Raw genomic sequence first — 22,156 nt, 5'->3', positions numbered from 1 at the left:
TCTAAAATAAGACACCCCTCATATGAGTGAAAAACCTTTATACATAACACTGACGTTCTTATTCCTCTCACTATCCCCAATAGCGCCAAAATTATTACATTGAAGCTGTTCTTGATTCATCCTATCTTATCGTGATTTTAATGAAGAAATATTACTCTATCTTGATTATTTTTATATTGTGAATTAATAGCCCAAGTGCAGGACGATGGACATGCTTAGTGGAAGCAACTGTTTCAGCCACCTATTGGACTGAGTTGTAATCAATCAAGCCGGTTTGAACGGCATAACGCATGATGGCAATTGTTCGGATGAAGACGAGAGGCGACTTCAAACGGCGTGTAGCTTTTATAAGTTTAATAGTAGTAAGCAGATCAAGAGTTCTTAGCTCTTCGATACTACGCCTGCCAATTGCGACAGATTGTCTTCAAGACTCTTCAGAATCCATTGACTGTGACTCTAACCACTTCTTGTAAGCGGCATGCCTCTCTCTGGCAACTGACTCAAAAGTAATGACCTCTTTCACCTGATCTTCTTTTACGGCACGCTTATGCTCACTAGGATCAATACCTGGAGCAACCAGCTTTCTGGCCACTTCTCTCTTCTACCTCGCATCGGTTAAAGATGTTTAAGAATAGCCATCAGATGCTGCTTGCCACCAAAGCGAAAGCGGAACCGCCAGTATTTTGAGCCGTTAGGATGAATAAGCAAAAACATGCCATCCCCATCGACGAAGGTGTACTCATTGTCCTGCAGTTTTACGACCCCACTTTGTGATATCTGTCAGAGCAATAAAACCTCCCCGTCCATGTGCCGTGGTTATTATATAACCATCATCGAACTAGCATATATACTCACAAGCATGTTGATGTGGGTTGCTCAGATTGACTTGGGTTGGCTGGAAAGCGGGGCAAGGCCTTGCGGACTCTAGTCTTCTTAGACACAAAAAAAGCCGCTCTTAGGCGACTTATCTTTGCATCTTATGGTGCCGAAGGCCGGACTCGAACCGGCACGTATTTCTACGGTTGATTTTGAATCAACTGCGTCTACCGATTTCGCCACTCCGGCACGGAAAGGGATGCGGAAACGTGTTGGATTATACCTGTCAATCGTCTCCATGCAAGCAGCGCCGCGCGTAAGGTCTGCCAAGTGCTGAAATTTTCAGCGCTAAACCTCCCCCTCTCCTCCCCTCATAAATTCACCAAACCAATTGTTGGGTGATTTACATCACTGCGCATTTGTTATGTGATCACGTAACATTCACGGTAATCCATCACCAGGAAAACCTATGCGTTTTTACCAGGTCGATCCCACGCTGGAAAACTACTGGCGGGGAGTGATCCTCTTTGGCAACAACTTCGCGACCTATAAGTTCGCGCTGGCGCATGCGCTGTACGATATCGATCGCAGCAACACCTTCATCTCCTTGCAGGATCTGGCGATCCCCTTTAGCCAGCACATCTGCGCGCATCTGAAAAACGCACCAAAGCAGATCCTCAACACCAGCAAACCCGGCCCGTTTATCGCCGCCTGCTTGCAGTTTAATCGGGGTGAGATTAGTTACGATGAGCTGTTGCAGGTGACGGCAAAGCAGGGTTTTAAGGTGGTGCTGAAGGCGTTTCATAACGTCAACGGCGGGCCGATTGCGAAGCAGTTTTTTATTGATGAGCAACGCGAAAGCAAAGGCATTCGCCTGACGGATGATTTTTATCGTCTGACGCAGACGCCGCAGTTCCAGAACCTGGTGCATGAGACGGACGCGCGCTGGACGCTGGTCGAAAAGGCCTGGGAGATGAACCTGCCGCCGCAGTTGCTGGACGTTCATTATGATGATGAGCAACAAACGCTCTTTACCCAGCTTAAAAGCGCGCGCATCACGCTGACCAGTTGCCGGAACAGTCTCAATGGTTACCAGAAAGGGCACTGTTTTTACTGCCATGCGCCGATAAGTATCGAAAGCAGCGATCCGTTATTAGCCGATGTCGATCACTTTATCCCGTTGATGGCGCGCGCAGGGCTGCCGGGCGTCAACCTGAACGGCGTCTGGAACCTGGTACTGGCCTGCCAGAGTTGCAACCGTGGCACACAGGGTAAGCTCGCCCAGTTGCCGACATTGCCGCTGCTGGAGCGCCTGCATGCCCGTAATGAGTATCTTATTAATAGCCGCCTGCCGCTGCATGAGGCGATTATCAACCAGACCGGTAACAGTGAACCGAAGCGCAAAGCCTTCCTGAATGACCGCTGGAACAGGGCGCTGGCTTCACAGCTGAAAACCTGGGCCCCAGAGAGACAACAACAGCGAGTGCTCTGATGACGATGAATTACTACCAGAACCATGCGCAAACCTTCTTCGACGGCACGGTCGATCTCGATATGTCGCCGCTGTACGCCGACTTTATGGCGCACTTGCCGGAACAGGCGTGCGTGCTGGATGCCGGATGCGGCTCCGGGCGCGATGCGCTGGCCTTTGCCCGCAAGGGCTATCACGTGGAAGCGTTCGACGCCTCTGCCGAACTGGTGGCGCTGGCGCGTCACTACAGCGGGCTGCCGGTGAAGGAGATGACCTTCGACCAGCTGAATGAAACGCAGAAGTACGACGGGATCTGGTGCTGCGCCTCGCTGCTGCACGTCCCGTATAACGAATTACCTGCGGTGATAAACACGCTGGCGCGCGCGCTGAAACCCGGCGGCATCTGGTATCTGTCGTTTAAATATGGCGACAGCGAGCGCGAACTGGCGGGCCGTCGTTTTAGCGATATGACGGAGTCCCGGCTGACCGCGCTGCTGGCGCCCCTGCCTGAGCTGACAATCCATAAAATGTGGATAACGCAGGATCAGCGCCCCGATCACGATGAAAGCTGGCTAAACGCGCTGGTTAACAAGCGCTAACCCGCCTGCAAAAACAGCGCCCGCTCTGCTTCGCGCCGCCGTGTCAGGCCGGGCAGCACTCTGCCGCCCGCTTTGTTCCAGCGCAGAAACTGGTCGGCGGCCTGCGTATATTCGCCCTGATTTAATAGCTTGAGCAGCGTCGAGCTTTGCAAATTCCCGGCGCCGAGGTTGAAGGTAAACGACACCAGCGCGTCGAACTGATCCTGGTCGAGATCGACCGTCACCAGCCGGTGCACGCCGCGCTCGCTCGTCTGCAAATCCTTGCGCAGCAGCGCGTCAGCCTCCGCTTCGGTAATCGGGCGCGGAAAGTTCTCGTTCGGCAGGATCAGGTGCCCGTAGCCAATGGTCCACTTGCCGACGGCATCGCGATACTTCTCCAGCCGTAGTCCTTCAAAGGATTTGATTAATGCGACGCCAGCATCGCCGGTGTGTTGCGGTTGATTCGCCATCATCGTTGCTCCTGTAGAGAGAGAATGGCGCTGAGCGTTGACTGCGCGTTGCGCCCTTATTTGAGGATGGTTCGGACACATCGTGTTGCAAAGTCGCCACGGCTTAATATGCGGATGGAAAATCCTAAAAAACGCGGCTTTCAGAGCAATCGCTTAACGAAACGGGCGGTATGGACAGCCGCAGGCTGCCAGAGCGGCGGCAGATGCCCTACACTTCAAGCGTCTCCCTCAACATAAAGGAATCCGTGATGAGCATCATCAAAAACTACGCCGCGCCACAGGCTGGCGCCGAGCTTGAGCTTCAGGAATACGATGCAGGCCCGCTGGCGGCTGAAGATGTTGAAGTCGCCGTGGATTATTGCGGGATATGCCACTCTGACCTGTCGATGATCGACAACGAATGGGGCTTCTCCCAGTATCCGCTGGTTGCCGGGCATGAAGTGATTGGCCACGTGGTGGCACTGGGTGACGCCGCGCAGAACAAAGGGCTGAAAGTGGGCCAGCGCGTGGGTATCGGCTGGACAGCGCACAGCTGCGGCCACTGCGACGCCTGTATCGACGGCAACCAGATCAACTGCCTGGAAGGCGCGGTGCCGACCATTCTGAACCGCGGCGGCTTCGCCGATAAGATCCGCGCCGGCTGGCAGTGGGTGATTCCCCTGCCGGACAGCATTGATATTGAAACCGCCGGTCCGCTGCTGTGTGGCGGCATCACCGTCTTTAAACCGCTGCTGATGCACAACGTCACCGCTACCAGCCGCGTTGGTGTGATTGGTATTGGTGGTCTGGGCCATATCGCCATCAAACTGCTGCGCGCGATGGGCTGCGAAGTGACGGCGTTCAGCTCGAACCCGGCAAAAGAGGCGGAAGTGCGTCTGATGGGCGCGGATTATGTGGTCAACAGCCGCGATCCGGAAGCGCTGAAAGCGCGCGCGGGTCAGTACGATCTCATCATCAACACCGTTAACGTCGATCTTGACTGGCTGCCCTTCTTCGAAGCGCTGGCGCACGGCGGTCATTTCCACACCGTTGGTGCCGTGATGAAGCCGCTGGAAGTGCCGGCCTTTACGCTGATTGGCGGCGATCGCAGCGTCTCCGGTTCCGCAACCGGTACGCCGTACGAGCTGCGTAAGCTGATGAAGTTTGCCGGTCGTGCGAAGGTTGCGCCGACCATCGAGATGTTCCCGATGTCGCAGATCAACGAAGCGTTGCAGCATGTGCGCGACGGTAAAGCGCGTTATCGCGTAGTGTTGAAAGCGGATTTTTAAGCCGTTTAGCCCGGTGAGCGTCAATGCCGCCGGGCAGGTTTAACGCCGTACGGCGCGTTGTTGAGCGTGCGAGTTAAATGCCGGATGGCGCGTAAACGCTTATCCGGCCTACGCGGTTTCAGCGACATATGCCTTACGGCAACTGTGCCCGGTGACCACCGGGCATCTCTTCCTATTTCCCTATCGCGGCAAACACTTCGGCAATCGCTACTGCGCCGGGATCGGTCACGCCCTCAAGGTTCTCACTGTTGACGTAAGATGAACGCCCCGCGCCCGCTTTCTGCATGGTGGCGGTGCTCTCTGCCCCTTTCTGCGCGGCATCAATGGCAGCGGCTAATCCGCGATCGCGCAGCGCTTCCAGCGCCGGTTGTAGCGCATCGATCAGCGTGCGGTCGCCGAGATCCGCCCCGCCATAGTGTTTCATCTGCTTTAACCCCAGCAGCAGCGCGTCGGGCAACGGCGTGGCGTTATGCACCGCCTGGCCTGCGGCGGTAAAGAAGATCGACATCAGCACGCCGCTGGAGCCGCCCATCACCGTCGCCAGCCGTTCGCCAATCAGTTGCAGCAGTTGGGCGGTGTTGTTCAGCGGCAGCGCGTTCTGCTCCAGCAGGCGCTTGATCTCGCGTGCGCCTTCGGCAAAGGTCGAGCCGGTATCGCCATCGCCCACTTTCGCATCCAGCGCGTTAAGGCGGTTTTCCAGGTCAATCAGCGTCTGCGCGGCGGTGCCTACCAGCGCTTTTACCTGCGGGTTATCGGAAGGCTCAATCTCCAGCCCGGTGTAAACGGCTTTGTGCGGCTGGGTTTTCATCGGCGCGAAGGCGACCGGTTTCTGCCAGCCGACGGTCTGCACTTCAGCGCAGAGCGCCTGCTCAAACTCGTCCGTTAAGCTCAGCAGCGAAAGGGAGAAGCCTTTCATATCGAGCGAACTGACCAGCGGCGCGGGGCCAATCAGGTAGGCCAGTTGATCTCTCAGCGCCGAATGGGCCAGCTCTTTGGTCAGCAGCGCCATCTCCAGCGCGGAGACGCCGCCAAGGTTATTGATCAGCACTGCCACGCGATCGTTGCCCACCGCCGCGCGCAGCGGTTCAACCAGCGTATCGATCAGCGATTTGCTGTTATGGGTCTCAAGGGTGCTCGCGCCCGGCTCGCCGTGAATGCCGAGGCCAAGCTCAACGTGGCCCTGCTGAATGCGCCCCTCTTCGCTGTCGCTGCCCGGCAGGTTGCAGCTCTCCATCGCCAGCCCGAGGCTGTAGACGTTGTCGCAGGCCTGCTGGGCGAGGTCGCGCACTTCGCTCAGGGATTTGCCCTGCTCTGCGGCGTAACCGGCAATTTTGTGCACCAGCGCCGTGCCGGCGATGCCGCGCGGCTGTTTGTTGTCGGGCAGCGCTATGTCGTCGGCGACAATCACCATCTCCACTTTCAGGCCGTAGCGTTTGGCTTTCTCGGCGGCGAGGCCGAAGTTGAGCCGGTCGCCGGTGTAGTTTTTGACAATCAGCAGGCAGCCGCGATCGCCGGTTACCGCCACAATGGCGTTCAGCACCGCGTCTACGCTCGGTGAAGCAAAGAGATCGCCGCAGACGGCGGCGGTGAGCATGCCTTTGCCGACAAACCCTGCGTGGGCCGGTTCATGGCCGGAGCCGCCGCCGGAGATAACCGCCACGCGGCTTTTATCCCAGTCGGCGCGGGCGACGATGCGGATCGCCGGATCGCTCTCAAGGCGTACAAGGTTGCCATGCGGGGCGGAGATCACCAGCCCTTCGATGGCGTCGTTGACCAGCTGTTTGCGGTCGTTGAAAAAGAATCTGGACATAATCTTCCGGGAGTGTAGTGAAACATCCCTCAAGCATAGCCCGCGCCGGGCGCAGCGGGGCAAAGACCAGATTTTACTGAAAGGTATCAGGGCGTTGTACGGCCAAAACCGGCGTGGTAACCGTGGGTGTTACGCAGCTTGTCGAGGCGAGTGCCCTGCCAGAAGGTAATGGCGATAGCCAGCAGCAGCAGGCCGCCGTGCAGGTACATCGCAAGGTGGGTATCGAGGAGGAAAAACCCGGCAATCACCGGCAGCAGCGCGCTCATCCAGAGCTGGTCGAGCAGGGTCTCCGCCGCGTTAAAACGTGCCAGCACACGATCCGCCTGCGCCTCTTCGGGCGAGCCGCGGCGCACCGTACCAACGGCTTGCGCCAGCGCAGCGGCACGGCGGATAAGCCACTGCTCCAGCAGCAGTGCCAGCACGACCACCGCGGCTTCAAAGGCCAGCAGCGCGCTGTCGCCCGCAGCCGAGGTCAGCCACTGCCCGCTCAATACGGCCATGGTGAAAAGGGCGTTAAGGATGCCGAACAGCAGTGCGGTAGAGAAACGGAGCGCAAAGCGCCTGGCGAGGGAAAACATCGTGTGCTCCTTGCAAAAAAGAAGAGAGGCCGCAGCCTCTCTCTTGGGATTTACTGGCTCTTGCGTGACATCAGCCACAGGCTCAGCAGGAAGAACGACGCGCTTGGCAGCAGCGCCCCGACCACCGGCGGAATGCCGTAGACCAGCGTCAGCGGGCCGAAAATCTGATCCAGCACGTAGAAGACAAAGCCGAAGCTGATGCCGGTAATAACGCGCACGCCCATCGCCACGCTACGCAGCGGGCCGAAGATAAACGACAGCGCCATCAGCATCATCACCGCCACGGAGAGCGGCTGGAAGATCTTGCTCCACATATTGAGCTGGTAACGCCCGGCGTCCTGGCCGCTCGATTTCAGGTACTTCACGTAGTTGTGCAGGCCGCTGATGGAGAGCGCATCGGGATCGAGCGCCACCACACCGAGCTTGTCCGGCGTCAGGTTGGTTTTCCAGGTCCCGGTCACGGTCTGCGAGCCGGTCACCTGTTTCGGGTCGGTCAGGTTAGACTCGTCGACCTGCGACAGATTCCAGATTTTGTGCTCGGCGTCGAACTTCGCCGACGCGGCATAGCGCACCGACTGCAAACGGCGCTCTTTATTGAACGCATAGATACTGACGCCACCCAGCTCGATGTCGCTCTTCACGCGTTCAATGTAAACAAAGTTACTGCCATCTTTCGCCCACAGGCCAGACTGGGTCGAAAGCAGCGAGCCGCCGTACATCGACTGCGCACGCTGGTTACGCGCCATCTGTTCGCCCTGCGGCGCAACCCACTCGCCGATCGCCATGGTCAGCAGCACCAGGGGAATAGCGGTTTTCATCACCGCCAGCGCAACCTGCATACGGGTGAAGCCAGAGGCCTGCATTACCACCAGCTCGCTGCGCTGCGCCAGCATGCCGAGGCCGAGCAGTGCGCCAAGCAGCGCCGCCATCGGGAAGAAGATCTGGATATCTTTCGGCATGCTGAGCAGGGTATAGAGACCTGCGCCGAGGGCATCGTAACTCCCCTGCCCGGCCTTTTTCAGTTGGTCGACAAACTTGATGATGCCCGAGAGCGACACCAGCATGAACAGGGTCATCATGATGGTGGTAAAAATGGTTTTACCGATATAGCGGTCGAGAACGCCAAAAGCCTGCATTATACCGCTCCTCTACGGGTAAAACGGGCACGAACCCGGCGCATCGGCACCGTATCCCACAGGTTCAGCACCACGGCCAGCGCCAGATAGAGCAGGTTAACCGCCCACATCCAGATCATCGGGTCGAGCTTCCCTTTCGCGCCATTGGAGCGCAGGGTGGTCTGCAACAGGAAGAAGATGAGATAGAGCAGCATCGCGGGCAGCATCGAGAGCACGCGGCCCTGACGCGGGTTGACCACGCTCAGCGGAACCACCATCAGCGCCATCATCACCACGGCGAAAATCAGCGTTAAACGCCAGTGCAGCTCGGCGCTTGCGCGCGGGTTGTCAGTATTGAACAGCGTGCGCATGTTCATCTGCTCGGTATCCGTCGGATCAAGCGCCACGGCCTGATGACCAATAACGGCCTGGTAGTTCTGGAAATCGGTAATGCGGAAGTCGCGCAGCATCGCGGTGCCTTCAAAGCGCGTACCGCTGTTGAGGGTCACAACCTGCGAACCATCTTTATGCTGGGAGAGCTGCCCGGAGTCCGCCAGCACCACAGAAGGACGGGCGTTGCCTTTTGGACGCAGCTGGGCAAGAAAGACGTTGTTGAAGTTCTTACCGTCAACGCCTTCGATAAAGAGCACCGAGTTGCCGTCCGACGCCTGCTGGAACTGGCCCTGCGCCAGCGCCGCCATGCCGGGGTTGGCTTTGGCATCGGCCAGCACCTGATCCTGATGGCGCGAAGACCACGGCCCGGCCCACATCACGTTGACCGCCGCCACGACACCGGTAAACAGCGCCAGTACCAGCGCGGCTTTCACCAGCACCGCCCGGCTCAGGCCGCAGGCGTGCATCACCGTAATTTCACTTTCTGTATAAAGTTTACCCAGCGTCATCAACAGACCCAGGAAGAGGCTCAACGGCAGGATAAGCTGCGCCATCTCTGGCACGCCAAGCCCGAGGAGAGAGAGAACGAGGTTCGTGGGGATTTCGCCGTCAGCGGCTGCGCCTAAAATCCTGACCAATTTCTGACAAAAGAAAATCAGAAGCAGGATGAATAGGATTGCAAGCTGGCTTTTCAGCGTCTCCCGCACCAGATATCTTGTGATTATCACTTTAATTACGCCCGTAAAAACCAGTCTTTTTCCTGGAAAATCGCTTGTTTCATGGCTTAAACGTCATTTATTCTCTTGAGTCGTCGAAATGATCGCTAAGATTAATATACTCAGCGGATACGTGCGTGAGACCCGATTCTGACGTGCCGAAACCGCAGTAACGTTAAGATTAACACGAAGTCACCGCAACAGCGGACCTGAGTTACGAAAGCTTGCAATTCTATCCGTAGCCGCCGCCGTTGTCTTTAAGATTCAGGAGCGTAGTGCATGGAGTTCAGTGTAAAAAGCGGTAGCCCGGAGAAACAGCGGAGTGCCTGCATCGTTGTTGGCGTCTTTGAACCGCGCCGGCTCTCTCCGATTGCCGAGCAGCTGGATAAAATCAGCGACGGTTATATCAGTGCGCTGCTGCGTCGCGGCGAACTGGAAGGCAAGCCGGGTCAAACCCTGCTGCTGCACCATGTGCCAAATGTGCTTTCCGAACGTATTTTGCTGATTGGTTGCGGAAAAGAGCGTGAATTGGATGAGCGTCAGTACAAGCAGGTCATTCAGAAAACCATCAATACGCTGAATGATACCGGCTCGATGGAAGCGGTCTGCTTCCTGACCGAACTGCACGTTAAAGGGCGCAACACTTACTGGAAAGTGCGCCAGGCCGTTGAGACGGCGAAAGAGACGCTCTACAGCTTCGATCAGCTGAAGACCACCAAAAGCGAGCCGCGTCGCCCGCTGCGTAAAATGGTCTTCAACGTGCCGACCCGTCGCGAGCTGACCAGCGGCGAGCGCGCCATTCAGCATGGCCTGGCGATCTCCGCCGGTATCAAAGCGGCGAAAGATCTCGGCAATATGCCGCCAAATATCTGTAACCCGGCCTATCTCGCCTCCCACGCGCGCCAGCTGGCGGACTCCTACAGCAAAAACGTCACCACCCGCGTGATTGGCGAACAGCAGATGCGCGAGCTGGGCATGTGCTCCTACCTCGCCGTCGGCCAGGGTTCGCAGAACGAATCCCTGATGTCGGTGATTGAGTACAAAGGCAACCCGTCTGAAGACGCGCGCCCGATTGTGCTGGTCGGTAAAGGGCTGACCTTCGACTCCGGCGGTATCTCGCTCAAGCCTGGCGAAGGCATGGATGAGATGAAGTACGACATGTGCGGCGCGGCGGCGGTATATGGCGTGATGCGCATGGTGGCTGAACTGCAACTGCCGATCAACGTTACCGGCGTGCTGGCGGGCTGTGAAAACATGCCTGGCGGTCGCGCATACCGCCCGGGCGACGTGCTCACCACCATGTCCGGTCAGACGGTTGAAGTGTTGAACACCGACGCCGAAGGCCGCCTGGTGCTGTGCGATGTGCTGACCTACGTTGAGCGTTTCGAGCCGGAAGCGGTGATCGACGTGGCGACGTTAACCGGTGCCTGCGTGATTGCGCTGGGCCACCACATTACCGGTCTGCTGTCGAACCACAATCCGCTGGCCCATGAGCTGATTGGTGCCTCCGAGCAGGCGGGCGATCGCGCATGGCGTCTGCCGATGAGCGATGAGTATCAGGAGCAGTTAGAGTCCAATTTTGCGGATATGGCGAACATCGGCGGCCGTCCTGGCGGTGCAATCACCGCGGGCTGCTTCCTCGCGCGCTTTACCCGCAAGTACAATTGGGCGCACCTGGATATCGCCGGTACCGCGTGGCGTTCCGGTAAAGCGAAAGGCGCCACCGGGCGTCCGGTCGCCATGCTGTCGCAGTTCCTGCTCAATCGCGCCGGATTTAACGGCGAAGAGTAAGCGTCGTCCGCGCCGGATTGATTGCCGGATGGCGCTACGCTTATCCGGCCTACAACAACCTCGCGCAATGTGGATCCTTTACCCTATGGATTTCGCGTTGCATCGCGGCGGCAACTGAGCAGATCCCAGGAGCATAGATAACTATGTGACTGGGGTATGCGAAGGCAGCCAACAAAGAGGCAGCGTGAAAGACGACGGGTAAAGATATGAAAAATGCGACTTTTTATTTACTGGACAATGACAACACTGAGGATGGCTTAAGCGCCGTCGAACAGCTGGTGTGTGAGATTGCCGCAGAACGTTGGCGTCATGGCAAACGCGTGCTGATCGCCTGCGTCGATGAGCAGCAGGCCATTCGTCTTGATGAAGCGCTGTGGGCGCGACCGGCGGAGAGTTTTGTGCCGCACAACCTGGCCGGTGAAGGCCCGCGCGGCGGTGCGCCGGTCGAGATAGCCTGGCCGGCGAAACGTAACAGCAGCCCGCGCGACATCTTAATCAGCCTGCGCGCGGAATTTGCAGATTTTGCCACCGCTTTCACAGAAGTGATAGACTTCGTCCCTCACGAAGACTCTCTGAAACAACTGGCTCGCGAACGCTATAAAGCCTACCGCGTGGCCGGTTTTAACCTGAACACGGCAACCTGGAAATAATGGAAAAGACATACAACCCCAAAGATATCGAACAGCCGCTGTACGAGCAGTGGGAAAAGCAGGGCTATTTCAAACCGAACGGTGATGAAAGCCAGGAAAGCTTCTGCATCATGATCCCGCCGCCGAACGTCACCGGCAGTTTGCATATGGGCCACGCCTTCCAGCAGACCATCATGGATACCATGATCCGCTACCAGCGCATGCAGGGGAAAAACACCCTCTGGCAGGCCGGTACTGACCACGCGGGTATCGCCACCCAGATGGTGGTGGAGCGTAAGATTGCCGCTGAAGAGGGTAAAACCCGCCACGATTACGGCCGCGACGCCTTTATCGACAAAATCTGGCAGTGGAAAGCGGAATCCGGCGGCACCATTACCCGTCAGATGCGCCGTCTCGGCAACTCCGTGGACTGGGAGCGCGAGCGCTTCACCATGGATGAAGGCCTCTCCAATGCCGTGAAAGAGGTGTTCGTCCGTCTCTACAAAGAGGATCTGATTTACCGTGGCAAACGCCTGGTAAACTGGGACCCGAAACTGCGCACTGCGATCTCCGATCTGGAAGTGGAAAACCGCGAGTCTAAAGGCTCGATGTGGCACATCCGCTACCCGCTGGCTGACGGCGCAAAAACCGCCGACGGTAAAGATTACCTGGTGGTTGCCACCACCCGTCCGGAAACCCTGCTCGGTGATACCGGCGTCGCAGTGAACCCGGAAGATCCGCGCTACAAAGATCTGATTGGCAAATTCGTGCTGCTGCCGCTGGTTAACCGCCGTATTCCGATTGTTGGCGACGAACACGCCGATATGGAAAAAGGCACCGGCTGCGTGAAGATCACCCCGGCGCACGACTTTAACGACTACGAAGTGGGCCGTCGTCACGCCCTGCCGATGATCAACATTCTGACCTTCGACGGTGATATCCGTGAAAGCGCAGAAGTGTATGACACCAAAGGCAATGAATCCGACGTCTACGCCAGCGATATCCCGGCGGAGTTCCAGAAGCTGGAGCGCTTTGCCGCGCGTAAAGCGATCGTCGCTGCCGTTGACGCCCTTGGCCTGCTGGAAGAGATTAAACCGCACGACCTGACCGTCCCGTATGGCGATCGCGGCGGCGTGGTGATCGAACCGATGCTCACCGATCAGTGGTACGTGCGCGCCGATGTGCTGGCGAAACCGGCCGTTGAAGCGGTCGAGAACGGCGATATCCAGTTCGTGCCGAAGCAGTATGAAAACATGTACTTCTCCTGGATGCGCGACATTCAGGACTGGTGTATCTCCCGCCAGCTGTGGTGGGGCCACCGCATTCCGGCGTGGTACGACAACGACGGCAACGTCTACGTTGGCCGCAGCGAAGAGGAAGTGCGTCAGGAGAACAACCTCTCTGCGGATGTCGCCCTGCGCCAGGACGACGACGTGCTCGATACGTGGTTCTCTTCCGCGCTGTGGACCTTCTCTACCCTCGGCTGGCCGGAAAACACCGACGCGCTGCGTCAGTTCCACCCGACCAGCGTGATGGTGAGCGGCTTCGACATCATCTTCTTCTGGATCGCGCGCATGATCATGATGACCATGCACTTCATCAAAGATGAGAACGGCAAACCGCAGGTGCCGTTCAAGACCGTCTACATGACCGGTCTTATCCGCGATGACGAAGGGCAGAAGATGTCGAAATCGAAAGGCAACGTTATCGATCCGCTGGATATGGTTGACGGTATTTCGCTGCCGGATCTGCTGGAAAAACGCACCGGTAACATGATGCAGCCGCAGCTGGCGGAAAAAATCCGTAAGCGCACCGAGAAGCAGTTCCCGGACGGTATCGAGCCGCACGGCACCGACGCCCTGCGTTTCACCCTCGCGGCACTCGCCTCAACCGGCCGTGATATCAACTGGGATATGAAGCGCCTGGAAGGTTACCGTAACTTCTGTAACAAGCTGTGGAACGCCAGCCGCTTTGTGCTGATGAACACCGAAGAGCAGGATTGCGGCTTCAACGGCGGCGAAATGGTGCTGTCGCTGGCGGATCGCTGGATCCTCGCCGAGTTCAACCAGACCATCAAAGCGTACCGCGATGCGCTGGACAGCTACCGCTTCGATATTGCAGCCGGCATTCTGTATGAGTTCACCTGGAACCAGTTCTGCGACTGGTACCTGGAGCTGACCAAACCGGTGATGAACGGCGGTTCCGAAGCCGAGCTGCGCGGCACGCGCAACACGCTGGTAACGGTGCTGGAAGGTCTGCTGCGCCTGGCGCACCCGATCATTCCGTTTATCACTGAAACCATCTGGCAGCGCGTGAAAGTGCTGAAAGGTATTGATGCCGATACCATCATGCTGCAACCGTTCCCGAGCTTTGACGCCGCCCAGGTGGATGAGCAGGCTGTTGCCGATACCGAGTGGCTGAAGCAGGCGATCGTTGCGGTGCGTAATATCCGCGCCGAGATGAACATCGCGCCGGGTAAACCGCTTGAGCTGCTGCTGCGCAGCGCCAGCCCTGAAGCGCAGCGTCGCGTAAACGACAACCTGAGCTTCCTGAAGACGCTGGCGCGTCTGGAGAGCATCACGCTGCTCTCTGCCGACGATAAAGGGCCGGTTTCGGTCACCAAGATCGTTGATGGCGCTGAGCTGCTGATCCCGATGGCCGGTCTTATCGACAAAGAGGCCGAGCTGGCGCGTCTGGCGAAAGAGGTGGCGAAGGTTGAGCAGGAGATTGGCCGCATCGAGAGCAAGCTGGGTAACGAAGGCTTTGTTGCCCGCGCGCCGGAAGCGGTGATCGCCAAAGAGCGTGAGAAGCTCGACGGCTACGCGCAGACCAAAGCGAAGCTGATTGAGCAGCAGGCGGTTATCGCCGCGCTGTAATGTTCAGCACGAAAAAAAGCCGGGCATCGCGCCCGGCTTTTTTATTGGCTGCGGGATAACTCCCGCTGCTTTTGTAGGCCGGATAAGGCGACTCTCCTGCCCGACTGCTTTTGTAGGCCGGATAAGGCGTAGCCGCCATCCGGCATTTTCAACCGAACTAAATCGCAGCCGCCATCCGGCACTCTCTACCGAACTTAAATCGCCGCCGGATAGAACGACAAACCACGCGCCAGCAGGTTGGCCGGATCTTTCGCTGGCTGCACGCCGTGATCTTCCAGCGTCAGCGCTTCCAGGTTGCCATGCACATGGGTATTTTCCAGCAGGTAACGGGTCATACGCACTTTCGCCCACGGCCACGCCAGGAACAGCGTCACCAGGCACACCGCCATATTACTGATGGCGATCCACAGCATGCGCCCAACGGTCACCGTGGAAGAGAAGCGAATATCCCCTTCCAGCGCCAGCTGGCTGTAGAGGTAAGCGCGCAGCTTCACGAAAGCAAAGGTAAAGCAGACAATCGCACCGAGAATATAGATCAGGTAGGTGAGCATGATTTTGCCGTACATCGGCCCCATCATCATCGCCATCTGCTCCGGATCGCCCTGCAGCAAATAGGCGGACTGCATCAGTTCAATCATTGCTGGCACAATCAATACCATCACCAGCGCGATAAACGGAATAAACAGCAGCATCGACAGCAGCACAATACCGATACATTTTTTCATTGAGAAACTGCCGGAGAATTTTAATTTGCCGTACTGCAAATTATTCGCCAGCATGCCATACCACTGCGCGGCAAATACGCCCTGCATCACGCCAATACCCAGCAATACGGCCAGCGATCCGATGATGCCTACCGTAACAATGGCGCCAATCGAACCACTGCTTGCCACCATCGTTGCGAAGATAGAGAAAATAATCCCTACGCCAACCATAATCAGCAATGGGCAGCCCATCATCACCCACCACGCGCGCAGCGGGCTGGCGTAAAAGTTAAAGCGCACGCCGTTAATCTCGGTCATCAGCATCTGATAACGCAGACCCTGCGTAATTAACCATGGGAAGAAGAGAATAAATAAACCCATCATGCAGAGTTGCAGAATAACGTTCCCATGTACCACGTTAACAATAAAAATCGCATACAGCGCCAGCAGACAGAGCCAGCCAACAAAAATGGAGCTGCCGGTCGCGTGGTAAGAGAAACGCGCGCCCTCCAGATCGGTGTTTTCGTAGAAATAACGACGCGCGCGAATTAACGCCCACGGTAAATAAATCCCCAGCGTTATTAAGGTCAGCAGAATATTAACCAGCCAAACAACGAAATAGCCTTTCCCGCTACCCTGAAAGCGGAAATGGCGCACGGGAGCCGCCACAGAAGCATGAATGTCGGAAGTCATAACAATCCTTATTGTAAAAAAGAGGTGCTAACGGAGTTAACCACAGCAATATTGCTTAAGAATTATCTCCACTGTGCAGTGTAAATACCTTACGGTCAAAAAAATAGCGCCCAATATTCCTGGTCTTGCCAGATGGGCCCTGTAGTGGTATTAACCAGGATCCCCGAAAAAGCAACAGACAGAGTGCGAAAATGAATGTAACCGCGCCGGTAGAGGTCAAAATGCGCCGCATTGCCGCGACAGATAATGCGGCTATCGCCTCGGTGATCCGTCAGGTGTCAGCCGAATATGGCCTGACGGCCGATAAAGGCTACACCGTTGCCGATCCTGAACTGGACGAGCTTTATCAGTTATATAGCCGCGAAGGCTGCGCTTACTGGGTCGTGGAATTAAATGGCGACGTGGTGGGCGGCGGCGGCGTGGCGCCATTGAAGTGCAGCGAGCCGGATATCTGCGAACTGCAAAAGATGTATTTTCTGCCCTGCGCGCGCGGCAAGGGGCTGGCGAAAAAGCTGGCGCTGATGGCGCTCGATCACGCGAAAAAAAGCGGCTTCACGCGCTGCTATTTAGAGACCACCGCCTTTTTAACCGACGCCATCGGTCTGTATGAGCACCTGGGGTTTGCGCATATCGACGGCCCGCTGGGCTGCACCGGGCACGTCGATTGCGAAGTGCGGATGTTAAAAACGCTCTAATTAAGTGCGGGCGCATCGGCCCGCGCCATCACTGCTCTTCCGACGCCAGCACCAGCCGTACAATCGCGGCGGCTTTCTGCGGCGGTAGCGCCAGTACATCACCCCAAAGCTGTTGCAGCATATCGCAGACCAGCTTCTCTTTGCCGATGGCATTTTGCGGCGCATCCAGCAGTTGCAGATCCTGACCATACTTCTGCGCCATTGGCTGCACCACCGTCGCCACATCCCGCTGCGCATTGGCCCGCTCTTCGGCTGTCACCGTGTGTTTATTGGGCCCGTAAGAGGCGTTGAGCATGGCGGCTTCAGTATCCAGGCGGCGTTTTAACATCTCCGGGGAGATAAAGCGCACCGGGTTGATGCCCCCTTTTACCGCCGGGTATTGAAAGCGGAAACAGGCATCATCGCTCTTCGCCTGAATTTCGGCGGCCTGCTCCATCATCACGCGCATTTCGGCGACCACCAGATCGTCCGGCGCAAACTGCAAACGCTGCATCTGCACCGCGAGGATCTGCGGCTGAATGGCGTCGATCACCTTCTGCTCATTCGCCCCCTCTTTCATCATCACCATCACCTGGGCGCGCAGTTTCGCCATCAGGGCGGGATCGTGCTCGGCGATAAACTTCCACGCTGGGATCTGCTGCACCGTCGCGTCAAACTTCTCATCCGCGGTCTGGGCTAACTTTTCGCCCTGCAAATATTTAATGTCGATCACGTTCCACAGGGCGATAAACACCACCACCAGCACGATCGCGCTTCCTTTGCTCAGCCACCCTTTTTTACGCAGCAGGCTGGCGACCACGGCGATCGCCATCCCGGCGTAGCCCGCCATCAGGATATGTGTCCAGTTCATTATTTTCCTTTGATCTCAAATCAGGCCGGTACGCCGCTGTGAAAACGGAACTCCGTATCCGGTGAGCTAATCAGCGCCGCTTCCACTTCGCCGAAATGGCGCACGCGCGGCGCAATATCGGTGGCCGAAATCTGCTGCGCCAGCGCGAGGTAATCCTGGTAGTGGCGCGCTTCGGAACGCAGGAGCGACAGGTAAAATTTTTGCAAATCCGCGTCAAGACACGGCGCAAGTGCGGCAAAGCGTTCGCAGGAGCGCGCTTCGATATAGGCACCGCAAATTAATTTATCGACCAGAGTCAGCGGTTCATGAGTGCGAACTTCTTTCAGCATCCCTTTGGCATAGCGGCTGGCGGTAATTTTCACATAGGGAATATTGCGGGCGAGCATCGCTTCGCGCACCTGCCAGAAGTGGTGCAGCTCCTCTTTGATCAGCAGCACCATGCTGTCGATCAGCGCCTGGCCCCAGGCATCATCAGTCTGCGGCATCACGCTCTTGCCGATCTGCTTATGCAGGGCGACAAAGTCCGGTTCCGGGCCTTCGCGGAAAGCAAACTCTTCATAAGGTTTCAGCCAGGCAAGCAGCGCTTCTGAGCCGGTTTTATCGGCAACGTAGCGGCGCACCAGCAGCATGGCGGTTTGTGCGGCCTTCAGTTCGCAGACCAGATGATCCGTAAGTAGCAGCGGCAGCATCTCGGGCTGACGGGCTTTTTCTATCCAGGCGGTGGGGGTTGGGCAGTGCAGAAAAGCGCGAACCGGGGCGAGTAGTTGCGGGTAATCCATGGCATTTCCTTGCTTTGCGGCAGCGGGGAGCTGCCGCAACGTTCACTTAGTGACGGACACCGTCATCTTCTTCGTCAACGTAATCTTCGTCGTCTTCGTCGTCACCCTCTTCGCCGTTCGGGTCTTCGTAGTAGGTGCCCCAACCGTCGTACTCAACGTCGAATTTCTCTGCCAGGTTGATCAGCTGCTCAACCTGCGCGTCGATCAGATCGGCATTCAGCGCGCTTTCGCTCAGCACATCGCAGCAGATGACCACTTCGCCCTCTTCCAGCTCCAGCTCTTCCGGCTCGGTCACTTCGTAGCCGAGTTTGAAGGCTTCAACGGCCGCTTTTTCCAGCGTTTCGAAATCATCTGCCGACAGGTGATGCTCAATGGTGTAGAGCGCATCAGGATCGCTGCCATCTTCCAGCAACTCTTCAATAATCAAACGCGTCTCTTCGCGCTGCTCTTCCAGGTGTTCCGGGTTTGCCATGGGTCGTTCCTCATCAAAGTGGCAGATACTCTTATTGTCACACACCGCCGCCGTTGCCTCCACTCTTCGCCGAAAAGATTTATCCATCAGGGTTGCAAATGAATATTCATCCATATAGATTGAATTTTAATTCAATAAGTGGCGTTCGCCATGCGAGGAAAAAATGTCACCTTTTTACCAGAAACATTTTCTGAAATTGCTCGATTTTACCCCTGCTGAAATCCACGCTCTGCTGCAACTTGCCGCGCAACTCAAATCAGATAAGAAAAAAGGCCAGGAAGTCCAGAAGCTTACCGGCAAAAACATCGCGCTCATCTTCGAAAAAGACTCTACCCGCACACGATGCTCTTTCGAAGTTGCCGCTTACGATCAGGGCGCTCGCGTCACCTACCTCGGCCCAAGCGGTAGTCAAATCGGGCATAAAGAGTCAATTAAAGATACCGCGCGCGTACTGGGCCGGATGTATGACGGCATTCAGTATCGCGGCTACGGCCAGGAGATTGTTGAAACCCTGGCACGCTTCGCGGGCGTGCCGGTGTGGAACGGCTTAACCGATGAGTTTCACCCCACGCAGCTGCTGGCGGATCTGCTCACCATGCGCGAGCACCTGCCGGGCAAAGCCTTTAACCAGATGACGCTGGTTTATGCAGGCGATGCGCGTAACAACATGGGCAACTCAATGCTGGAAGCCGCCGCGCTGGTGGGCCTCGATCTACGCCTTGTAGCACCGAAAGCCTGCTGGCCGGAGTCGAGCCTGGTGGCGGAGTGCCAGGCGCAGGCGGTGAAAAACGGCGGCAATATCCTGCTGACCGAAGATGTCGCCGTCGGCGTGAAAGATGCGGACTTTATCTACACCGATGTCTGGGTATCGATGGGTGAAGCGAAAGAGAAGTGGGCGGAGCGCATCGCCCTGCTGCGTCCTTACCAGGTCAACAGCAAAATGCTGTCGCTGACCGGCAACCCGCAGGTGAAGTTTCTCCACTGTCTGCCAGCATTTCATGACGATCAGACCGCGCTTGGCAAGCAGATGGCGCAGGAGTTCGGCCTGCACGGCGGGATGGAAGTGACGGATGAAGTGTTTGAATCGCAGGCAAGCGTGGTGTTTGATCAGGCGGAAAACCGCATGCACACCATTAAAGCGGTGATGGTCGCCACGCTCAGCGAGTAACGCGTTTCCCCTCTCCTCGCAGAGAGGGGGAGCAATCAGGCCACCAGCAGCTTAACCACCACTTTGCGCACCTGCGCGGGCGCGTTCACCGCGCAGAGCGGTTTATGCACTTCGCCAGGATAAAAGACGACAAAATCTCCTGCGCTCAGCACCACGGTTTTCTCCTGCTCGCCCTGCGGCAAAAAGGCGATATCTTTATCCGCCAGCCAGTCGGTATCCGGCGCGCCCGCAGGCTGTGTGCTGAAGGTCATCCCCTCTTCGCCTTTTAAAACAATCTGGATATCCAGATAACGCGCGTGATACTCGGCGCGGCGCTCGGCAAAGGGCTGCGTCATATCTTCCGACACGAGGTAAAAGAGGCGGTTGCCATCGATATCGTGTTTGCCAACCGGCGTCGCTGCGGTCACATGCTGCTTGATATGCTCAATCGCCTGGCGCAGCTCTTCCGGCAGCCAGGGTTGTAGGTTGTGAATATTGCCAACAATCATTGCTAAACCCTCAATTAAAACAGCGTTTCATTTCCACCATTTATACGAGGATTCTCTGGCCCCTGCTACCCCTATCTGCCTGAGTTTTGCGTTAACGCATGTTTCAACGCTGGCGCGTAAGCGGCGTTTAAAACGCATTACTATTCATAGAGAACCGTTTGCACTGCGTAAAGTGTGCATCAAACGCTTGATCCGCGAAAACAGCTGCGTATAATCCGGGACAATTTGCCGGGAGGAAGCATGGTCCAGTGTGTTCGAGAGTCTCTCTTACCGCGTCTGAATACAGGCGCAGGCCTGCCGTTTTTCGCTCCCGTTGCTTACCCCATATCCAGCCCCTCTTTTGAGGGGCTTTTTTTTGCGCCGTCGTCAGGAGATAACCATGGCTAATCCGCTATATCAGAAACATATCATTTCCATAAACGATCTCAGCCGCGAAGAACTTGAACGGGTACTCCACACGGCGGCGAGCCTGAAAGCCAACCCGCAGCCGGAGCTGCTGAAGCATAAAGTGATCGCCAGCTGCTTCTTTGAAGCCTCCACCCGCACGCGTCTATCTTTTGAAACCGCGATGCACCGCCTGGGCGCAAGCGTGGTCGGCTTCTCCGACAGCAGCAACACCTCGCTCGGCAAGAAGGGCGAAACGCTGGCGGACACTATTTCGGTGATTAGCACCTATGTCGATGCGATTGTGATGCGCCATCCGCAGGAGGGCGCGGCGCGCCTGGCGACGGAGTTCTCCGGCGGCATTCCGATCCTCAACGCCGGCGACGGTGCGAATCAGCATCCGACGCAGACGTTGCTGGATCTCTTTACCATTCAGGAGACCCAGGGTCGTCTGGAGAACCTTAATATCGCGATGGTGGGCGACCTGAAATATGGCCGTACCGTGCACTCGCTGGCGCAGGCGCTGGCGAAATTTAACGGCAATCGCTTCTACTTTATCGCCCCGGACGCGCTGGCAATGCCGCAGTACATCCTCGATATGCTTGATGAAAAAGGGATCGCCTGGAGCCTGCATGCCAGCATCGACGAGGTGATGGCCGAGGTCGATATTCTCTATATGACGCGCGTACAGAAAGAGCGCCTCGATCCTTCAGAGTATGCCAACGTTAAAGCGCAGTTTGTGCTGCGCGCCGCCGACCTTGAGGGCGCACGCAGCAATATGAAAGTGCTGCACCCGCTGCCGCGCGTCGATGAGATCACCACCGATGTCGATAAAACCCCGCACGCCTGGTACTTCCAGCAGGCCGGGAACGGTATTTACGCCCGCCAGGCGCTGCTGGCGCTGGTTCTGAATCGCGATTTGGCTCTGTAAGAGGGAAACGACAATGACGCATGACAACAAACTTCAGGTCGAAGCCATCAAACGTGGCACCGTGATTGACCATATTCCGGCGCGTATCGGCTTTAAGCTGCTGACGCTGTTCAAGCTGACGGAAACGGATCAGCGCATTACCATCGGCCTGAACCTGCCTTCCGGTGAAATGGGCCGTAAAGACCTGATTAAAATCGAGAATACCTTTCTGACCGACGAGCAGGTAAACCAGCTGGCGCTCTATGCGCCGCAGGCGACGGTGAACCGCATTGATGAGTATGAAGTGGTGGGCAAATCTCGCCCAAGCCTGCCGGAGCGCATCAGCGGCGTGCTGACCTGCCCGAACAGCAACTGCATCAGCCATGCCGAACCGGTGTCGTCGAGTTTTGCGGTGAAAAAGCGCGAAAACGACATCGCGCTGAAGTGCAAATATTGTGAAAAAGAGTTCTCGCACCACGTGGTGCTGGCTAACTAATTGCGG

General features: G+C 56.9%; 23 protein-coding genes, 1 tRNA gene and 1 pseudogene. 12 read left to right on the top strand and 13 right to left on the bottom strand.

The features are described 5' to 3' along the window. Positions 1 to 172 precede the first annotated feature (172 nt). Positions 173 to 790: pseudogene (locus ABIC80_RS11465) on the bottom strand (tyrosine-type recombinase/integrase); the annotation flags it as partial. A gap of 190 nt (positions 791 to 980) precedes the next feature. Further along, positions 981 to 1,065, bottom strand: a tRNA-Leu gene (locus tag ABIC80_RS11460). 220 nt (positions 1,066 to 1,285) lie between these two features. Between ABIC80_RS11460 and ABIC80_RS11455 the strand changes: the two genes are divergently transcribed. Then, entirely contained in the window at positions 1,286 to 2,308 is a 1,023-nt protein-coding gene (locus ABIC80_RS11455) for an HNH endonuclease (protein ID WP_429177158.1), read from the top strand. Beyond that, positions 2,308 to 2,886, top strand: a complete 579-nt coding sequence (locus tag ABIC80_RS11450; protein ID WP_429177156.1) for a class I SAM-dependent methyltransferase — start codon at positions 2,308 to 2,310, stop codon at positions 2,884 to 2,886. The genes ABIC80_RS11455 and ABIC80_RS11450 overlap by 1 nt, the downstream gene beginning before the upstream one ends. Here the strand turns inward: ABIC80_RS11450 and ABIC80_RS11445 are convergent. Further along, entirely contained in the window at positions 2,883 to 3,335 is a 453-nt protein-coding gene (locus tag ABIC80_RS11445) for a lysozyme (RefSeq protein ID WP_042714022.1), read from the bottom strand. The two genes, ABIC80_RS11450 and ABIC80_RS11445, sit on opposite strands and share 4 nt — an antisense overlap. A 248-nt stretch (positions 3,336 to 3,583) precedes the next feature. Between ABIC80_RS11445 and ahr the strand changes: the two genes are divergently transcribed. Further along, the gene (ahr, locus tag ABIC80_RS11440) at positions 3,584 to 4,603 is read left to right on the top strand and encodes an NADPH-dependent aldehyde reductase Ahr (protein ID WP_042713995.1); all 1,020 of its coding nucleotides are present in this window, start codon (positions 3,584 to 3,586) and stop codon (positions 4,601 to 4,603) included. Positions 4,604 to 4,775: 172 nt separating this feature from the next. On the opposite strand, the gene ABIC80_RS11435 is transcribed toward ahr, so the two are convergent. The 5 genes from ABIC80_RS11435 to ABIC80_RS11415 all read right to left on the bottom strand — a co-directional run bounded on the left by ABIC80_RS11435 (position 4,776) and on the right by ABIC80_RS11415 (position 9,341). Beyond that, a complete protein-coding gene (locus tag ABIC80_RS11435) occupies positions 4,776 to 6,413 on the bottom strand; it encodes a dihydroxyacetone kinase subunit DhaK (RefSeq protein ID WP_429177154.1) in 1,638 nt (545 codons plus the stop codon). Between the two features lie 86 nt (positions 6,414 to 6,499). Beyond that, entirely contained in the window at positions 6,500 to 6,991 is a 492-nt protein-coding gene (locus tag ABIC80_RS11430) for a hypothetical protein (protein WP_429177152.1), read from the bottom strand. 50 nt (positions 6,992 to 7,041) lie between these two features. After that, a complete protein-coding gene (gene lptG, locus ABIC80_RS11425; protein WP_242389727.1) occupies positions 7,042 to 8,127 on the bottom strand; it encodes an LPS export ABC transporter permease LptG in 1,086 nt (361 codons plus the stop codon). Next, a complete protein-coding gene (gene lptF, locus ABIC80_RS11420; RefSeq protein ID WP_200134142.1) occupies positions 8,127 to 9,227 on the bottom strand; it encodes an LPS export ABC transporter permease LptF in 1,101 nt (366 codons plus the stop codon). Before lptF ends, lptG begins: the two co-directional genes overlap by 1 nt. A 63-nt stretch (positions 9,228 to 9,290) precedes the next feature. Next, positions 9,291 to 9,341, bottom strand: coding sequence for a hypothetical protein (locus ABIC80_RS11415; protein ID WP_216848985.1), 51 nt, complete (start codon positions 9,339 to 9,341; stop codon positions 9,291 to 9,293). 153 nt (positions 9,342 to 9,494) lie between these two features. Between ABIC80_RS11415 and pepA the strand changes: the two genes are divergently transcribed. The 3 genes from pepA to ABIC80_RS11400 all read left to right on the top strand — a co-directional run bounded on the left by pepA (position 9,495) and on the right by ABIC80_RS11400 (position 14,511). Beyond that, a complete protein-coding gene (gene pepA, locus ABIC80_RS11410) occupies positions 9,495 to 11,006 on the top strand; it encodes a leucyl aminopeptidase (RefSeq protein ID WP_023480432.1) in 1,512 nt (503 codons plus the stop codon). Between the two features lie 206 nt (positions 11,007 to 11,212). Continuing rightward, on the top strand, positions 11,213 to 11,656 hold the full coding sequence (holC, locus tag ABIC80_RS11405) for a DNA polymerase III subunit chi (protein ID WP_139569590.1): 444 nt from the start codon (positions 11,213 to 11,215) through the stop codon (positions 11,654 to 11,656). Continuing rightward, entirely contained in the window at positions 11,656 to 14,511 is a 2,856-nt protein-coding gene (locus tag ABIC80_RS11400; protein ID WP_305206967.1) for a valine--tRNA ligase, read from the top strand. Before holC ends, ABIC80_RS11400 begins: the two co-directional genes overlap by 1 nt. Positions 14,512 to 14,705: 194 nt before the next feature. Here the strand turns inward: ABIC80_RS11400 and ABIC80_RS11395 are convergent, their stop codons facing one another. Further along, complete coding sequence (locus tag ABIC80_RS11395) at positions 14,706 to 15,908, bottom strand: YjgN family protein (protein WP_429177151.1); 1,203 nt, start codon at positions 15,906 to 15,908, stop codon at positions 14,706 to 14,708. 191 nt (positions 15,909 to 16,099) lie between these two features. Here ABIC80_RS11395 and ABIC80_RS11390 point away from each other — a divergent pair, with 191 nt between their 5' ends. Further along, entirely contained in the window at positions 16,100 to 16,603 is a 504-nt protein-coding gene (locus ABIC80_RS11390) for a GNAT family N-acetyltransferase (RefSeq protein WP_094419235.1), read from the top strand. 28 nt (positions 16,604 to 16,631) lie between these two features. Here the strand turns inward: ABIC80_RS11390 and ABIC80_RS11385 are convergent, their stop codons facing one another. Genes ABIC80_RS11385 through rraB form a run of 3 tightly spaced genes read right to left on the bottom strand, consistent with a single transcriptional unit; the run spans position 16,632 to position 18,704 of the window. Then, positions 16,632 to 17,453 (bottom strand): topoisomerase II, encoded by an 822-nt coding sequence (locus ABIC80_RS11385; protein ID WP_233631505.1) that lies wholly within the window; start codon positions 17,451 to 17,453, stop codon positions 16,632 to 16,634. 20 nt (positions 17,454 to 17,473) lie between these two features. After that, positions 17,474 to 18,232: a tRNA isopentenyl-2-thiomethyl-A-37 hydroxylase MiaE gene (miaE, locus tag ABIC80_RS11380; RefSeq protein ID WP_042714029.1), complete on the bottom strand. Its 759-nt coding sequence runs from the start codon at positions 18,230 to 18,232 to the stop codon at positions 17,474 to 17,476. A gap of 46 nt (positions 18,233 to 18,278) precedes the next feature. Further along, positions 18,279 to 18,704: a ribonuclease E inhibitor RraB gene (rraB, locus tag ABIC80_RS11375; protein ID WP_023480438.1), complete on the bottom strand. Its 426-nt coding sequence runs from the start codon at positions 18,702 to 18,704 to the stop codon at positions 18,279 to 18,281. A 98-nt stretch (positions 18,705 to 18,802) separates the two neighbouring features. Here rraB and argL point away from each other — a divergent pair, with 98 nt between their 5' ends. Further along, entirely contained in the window at positions 18,803 to 18,898 is a 96-nt protein-coding gene (argL, locus tag ABIC80_RS11370; protein ID WP_225975695.1) for a putative translational regulatory protein ArgL, read from the top strand. Beyond that, complete coding sequence (argF, locus tag ABIC80_RS11365; RefSeq protein ID WP_313276278.1) at positions 18,868 to 19,872, top strand: ornithine carbamoyltransferase; 1,005 nt, start codon at positions 18,868 to 18,870, stop codon at positions 19,870 to 19,872. Before argL ends, argF begins: the two co-directional genes overlap by 31 nt. A gap of 35 nt (positions 19,873 to 19,907) precedes the next feature. On the opposite strand, the gene ABIC80_RS11360 is transcribed toward argF, so the two are convergent. Continuing rightward, positions 19,908 to 20,360 (bottom strand): YhcH/YjgK/YiaL family protein, encoded by a 453-nt coding sequence (locus ABIC80_RS11360; RefSeq protein ID WP_128483763.1) that lies wholly within the window; start codon positions 20,358 to 20,360, stop codon positions 19,908 to 19,910. Positions 20,361 to 20,600: 240 nt separating this feature from the next. Between ABIC80_RS11360 and ABIC80_RS11355 the strand changes: the two genes are divergently transcribed. The 3 genes from ABIC80_RS11355 to pyrI are packed head-to-tail and all read left to right on the top strand — an operon-like array spanning position 20,601 to position 22,150. After that, positions 20,601 to 20,747, top strand: coding sequence for a pyrBI operon leader peptide (locus ABIC80_RS11355; RefSeq protein WP_223284269.1), 147 nt, complete (start codon positions 20,601 to 20,603; stop codon positions 20,745 to 20,747). After that, positions 20,740 to 21,675 (top strand): aspartate carbamoyltransferase, encoded by a 936-nt coding sequence (pyrB, locus tag ABIC80_RS11350; RefSeq protein WP_042714036.1) that lies wholly within the window; start codon positions 20,740 to 20,742, stop codon positions 21,673 to 21,675. The genes ABIC80_RS11355 and pyrB overlap by 8 nt, the downstream gene beginning before the upstream one ends. A 13-nt stretch (positions 21,676 to 21,688) precedes the next feature. Then, positions 21,689 to 22,150 (top strand): aspartate carbamoyltransferase regulatory subunit, encoded by a 462-nt coding sequence (gene pyrI, locus ABIC80_RS11345; protein WP_023480436.1) that lies wholly within the window; start codon positions 21,689 to 21,691, stop codon positions 22,148 to 22,150. Positions 22,151 to 22,156 lie beyond the last annotated feature (6 nt).

It is taken from the genome of Kosakonia sp. 1610 (assembly GCF_050435845.1).
GTDB classification, from domain to species: Bacteria; Pseudomonadota; Gammaproteobacteria; order Enterobacterales; family Enterobacteriaceae; genus Kosakonia; species Kosakonia cowanii.
The sequence above is the reverse complement of the archived record's forward strand: the minus strand, read 5'-3'. Positions and strand labels throughout refer to the sequence as shown.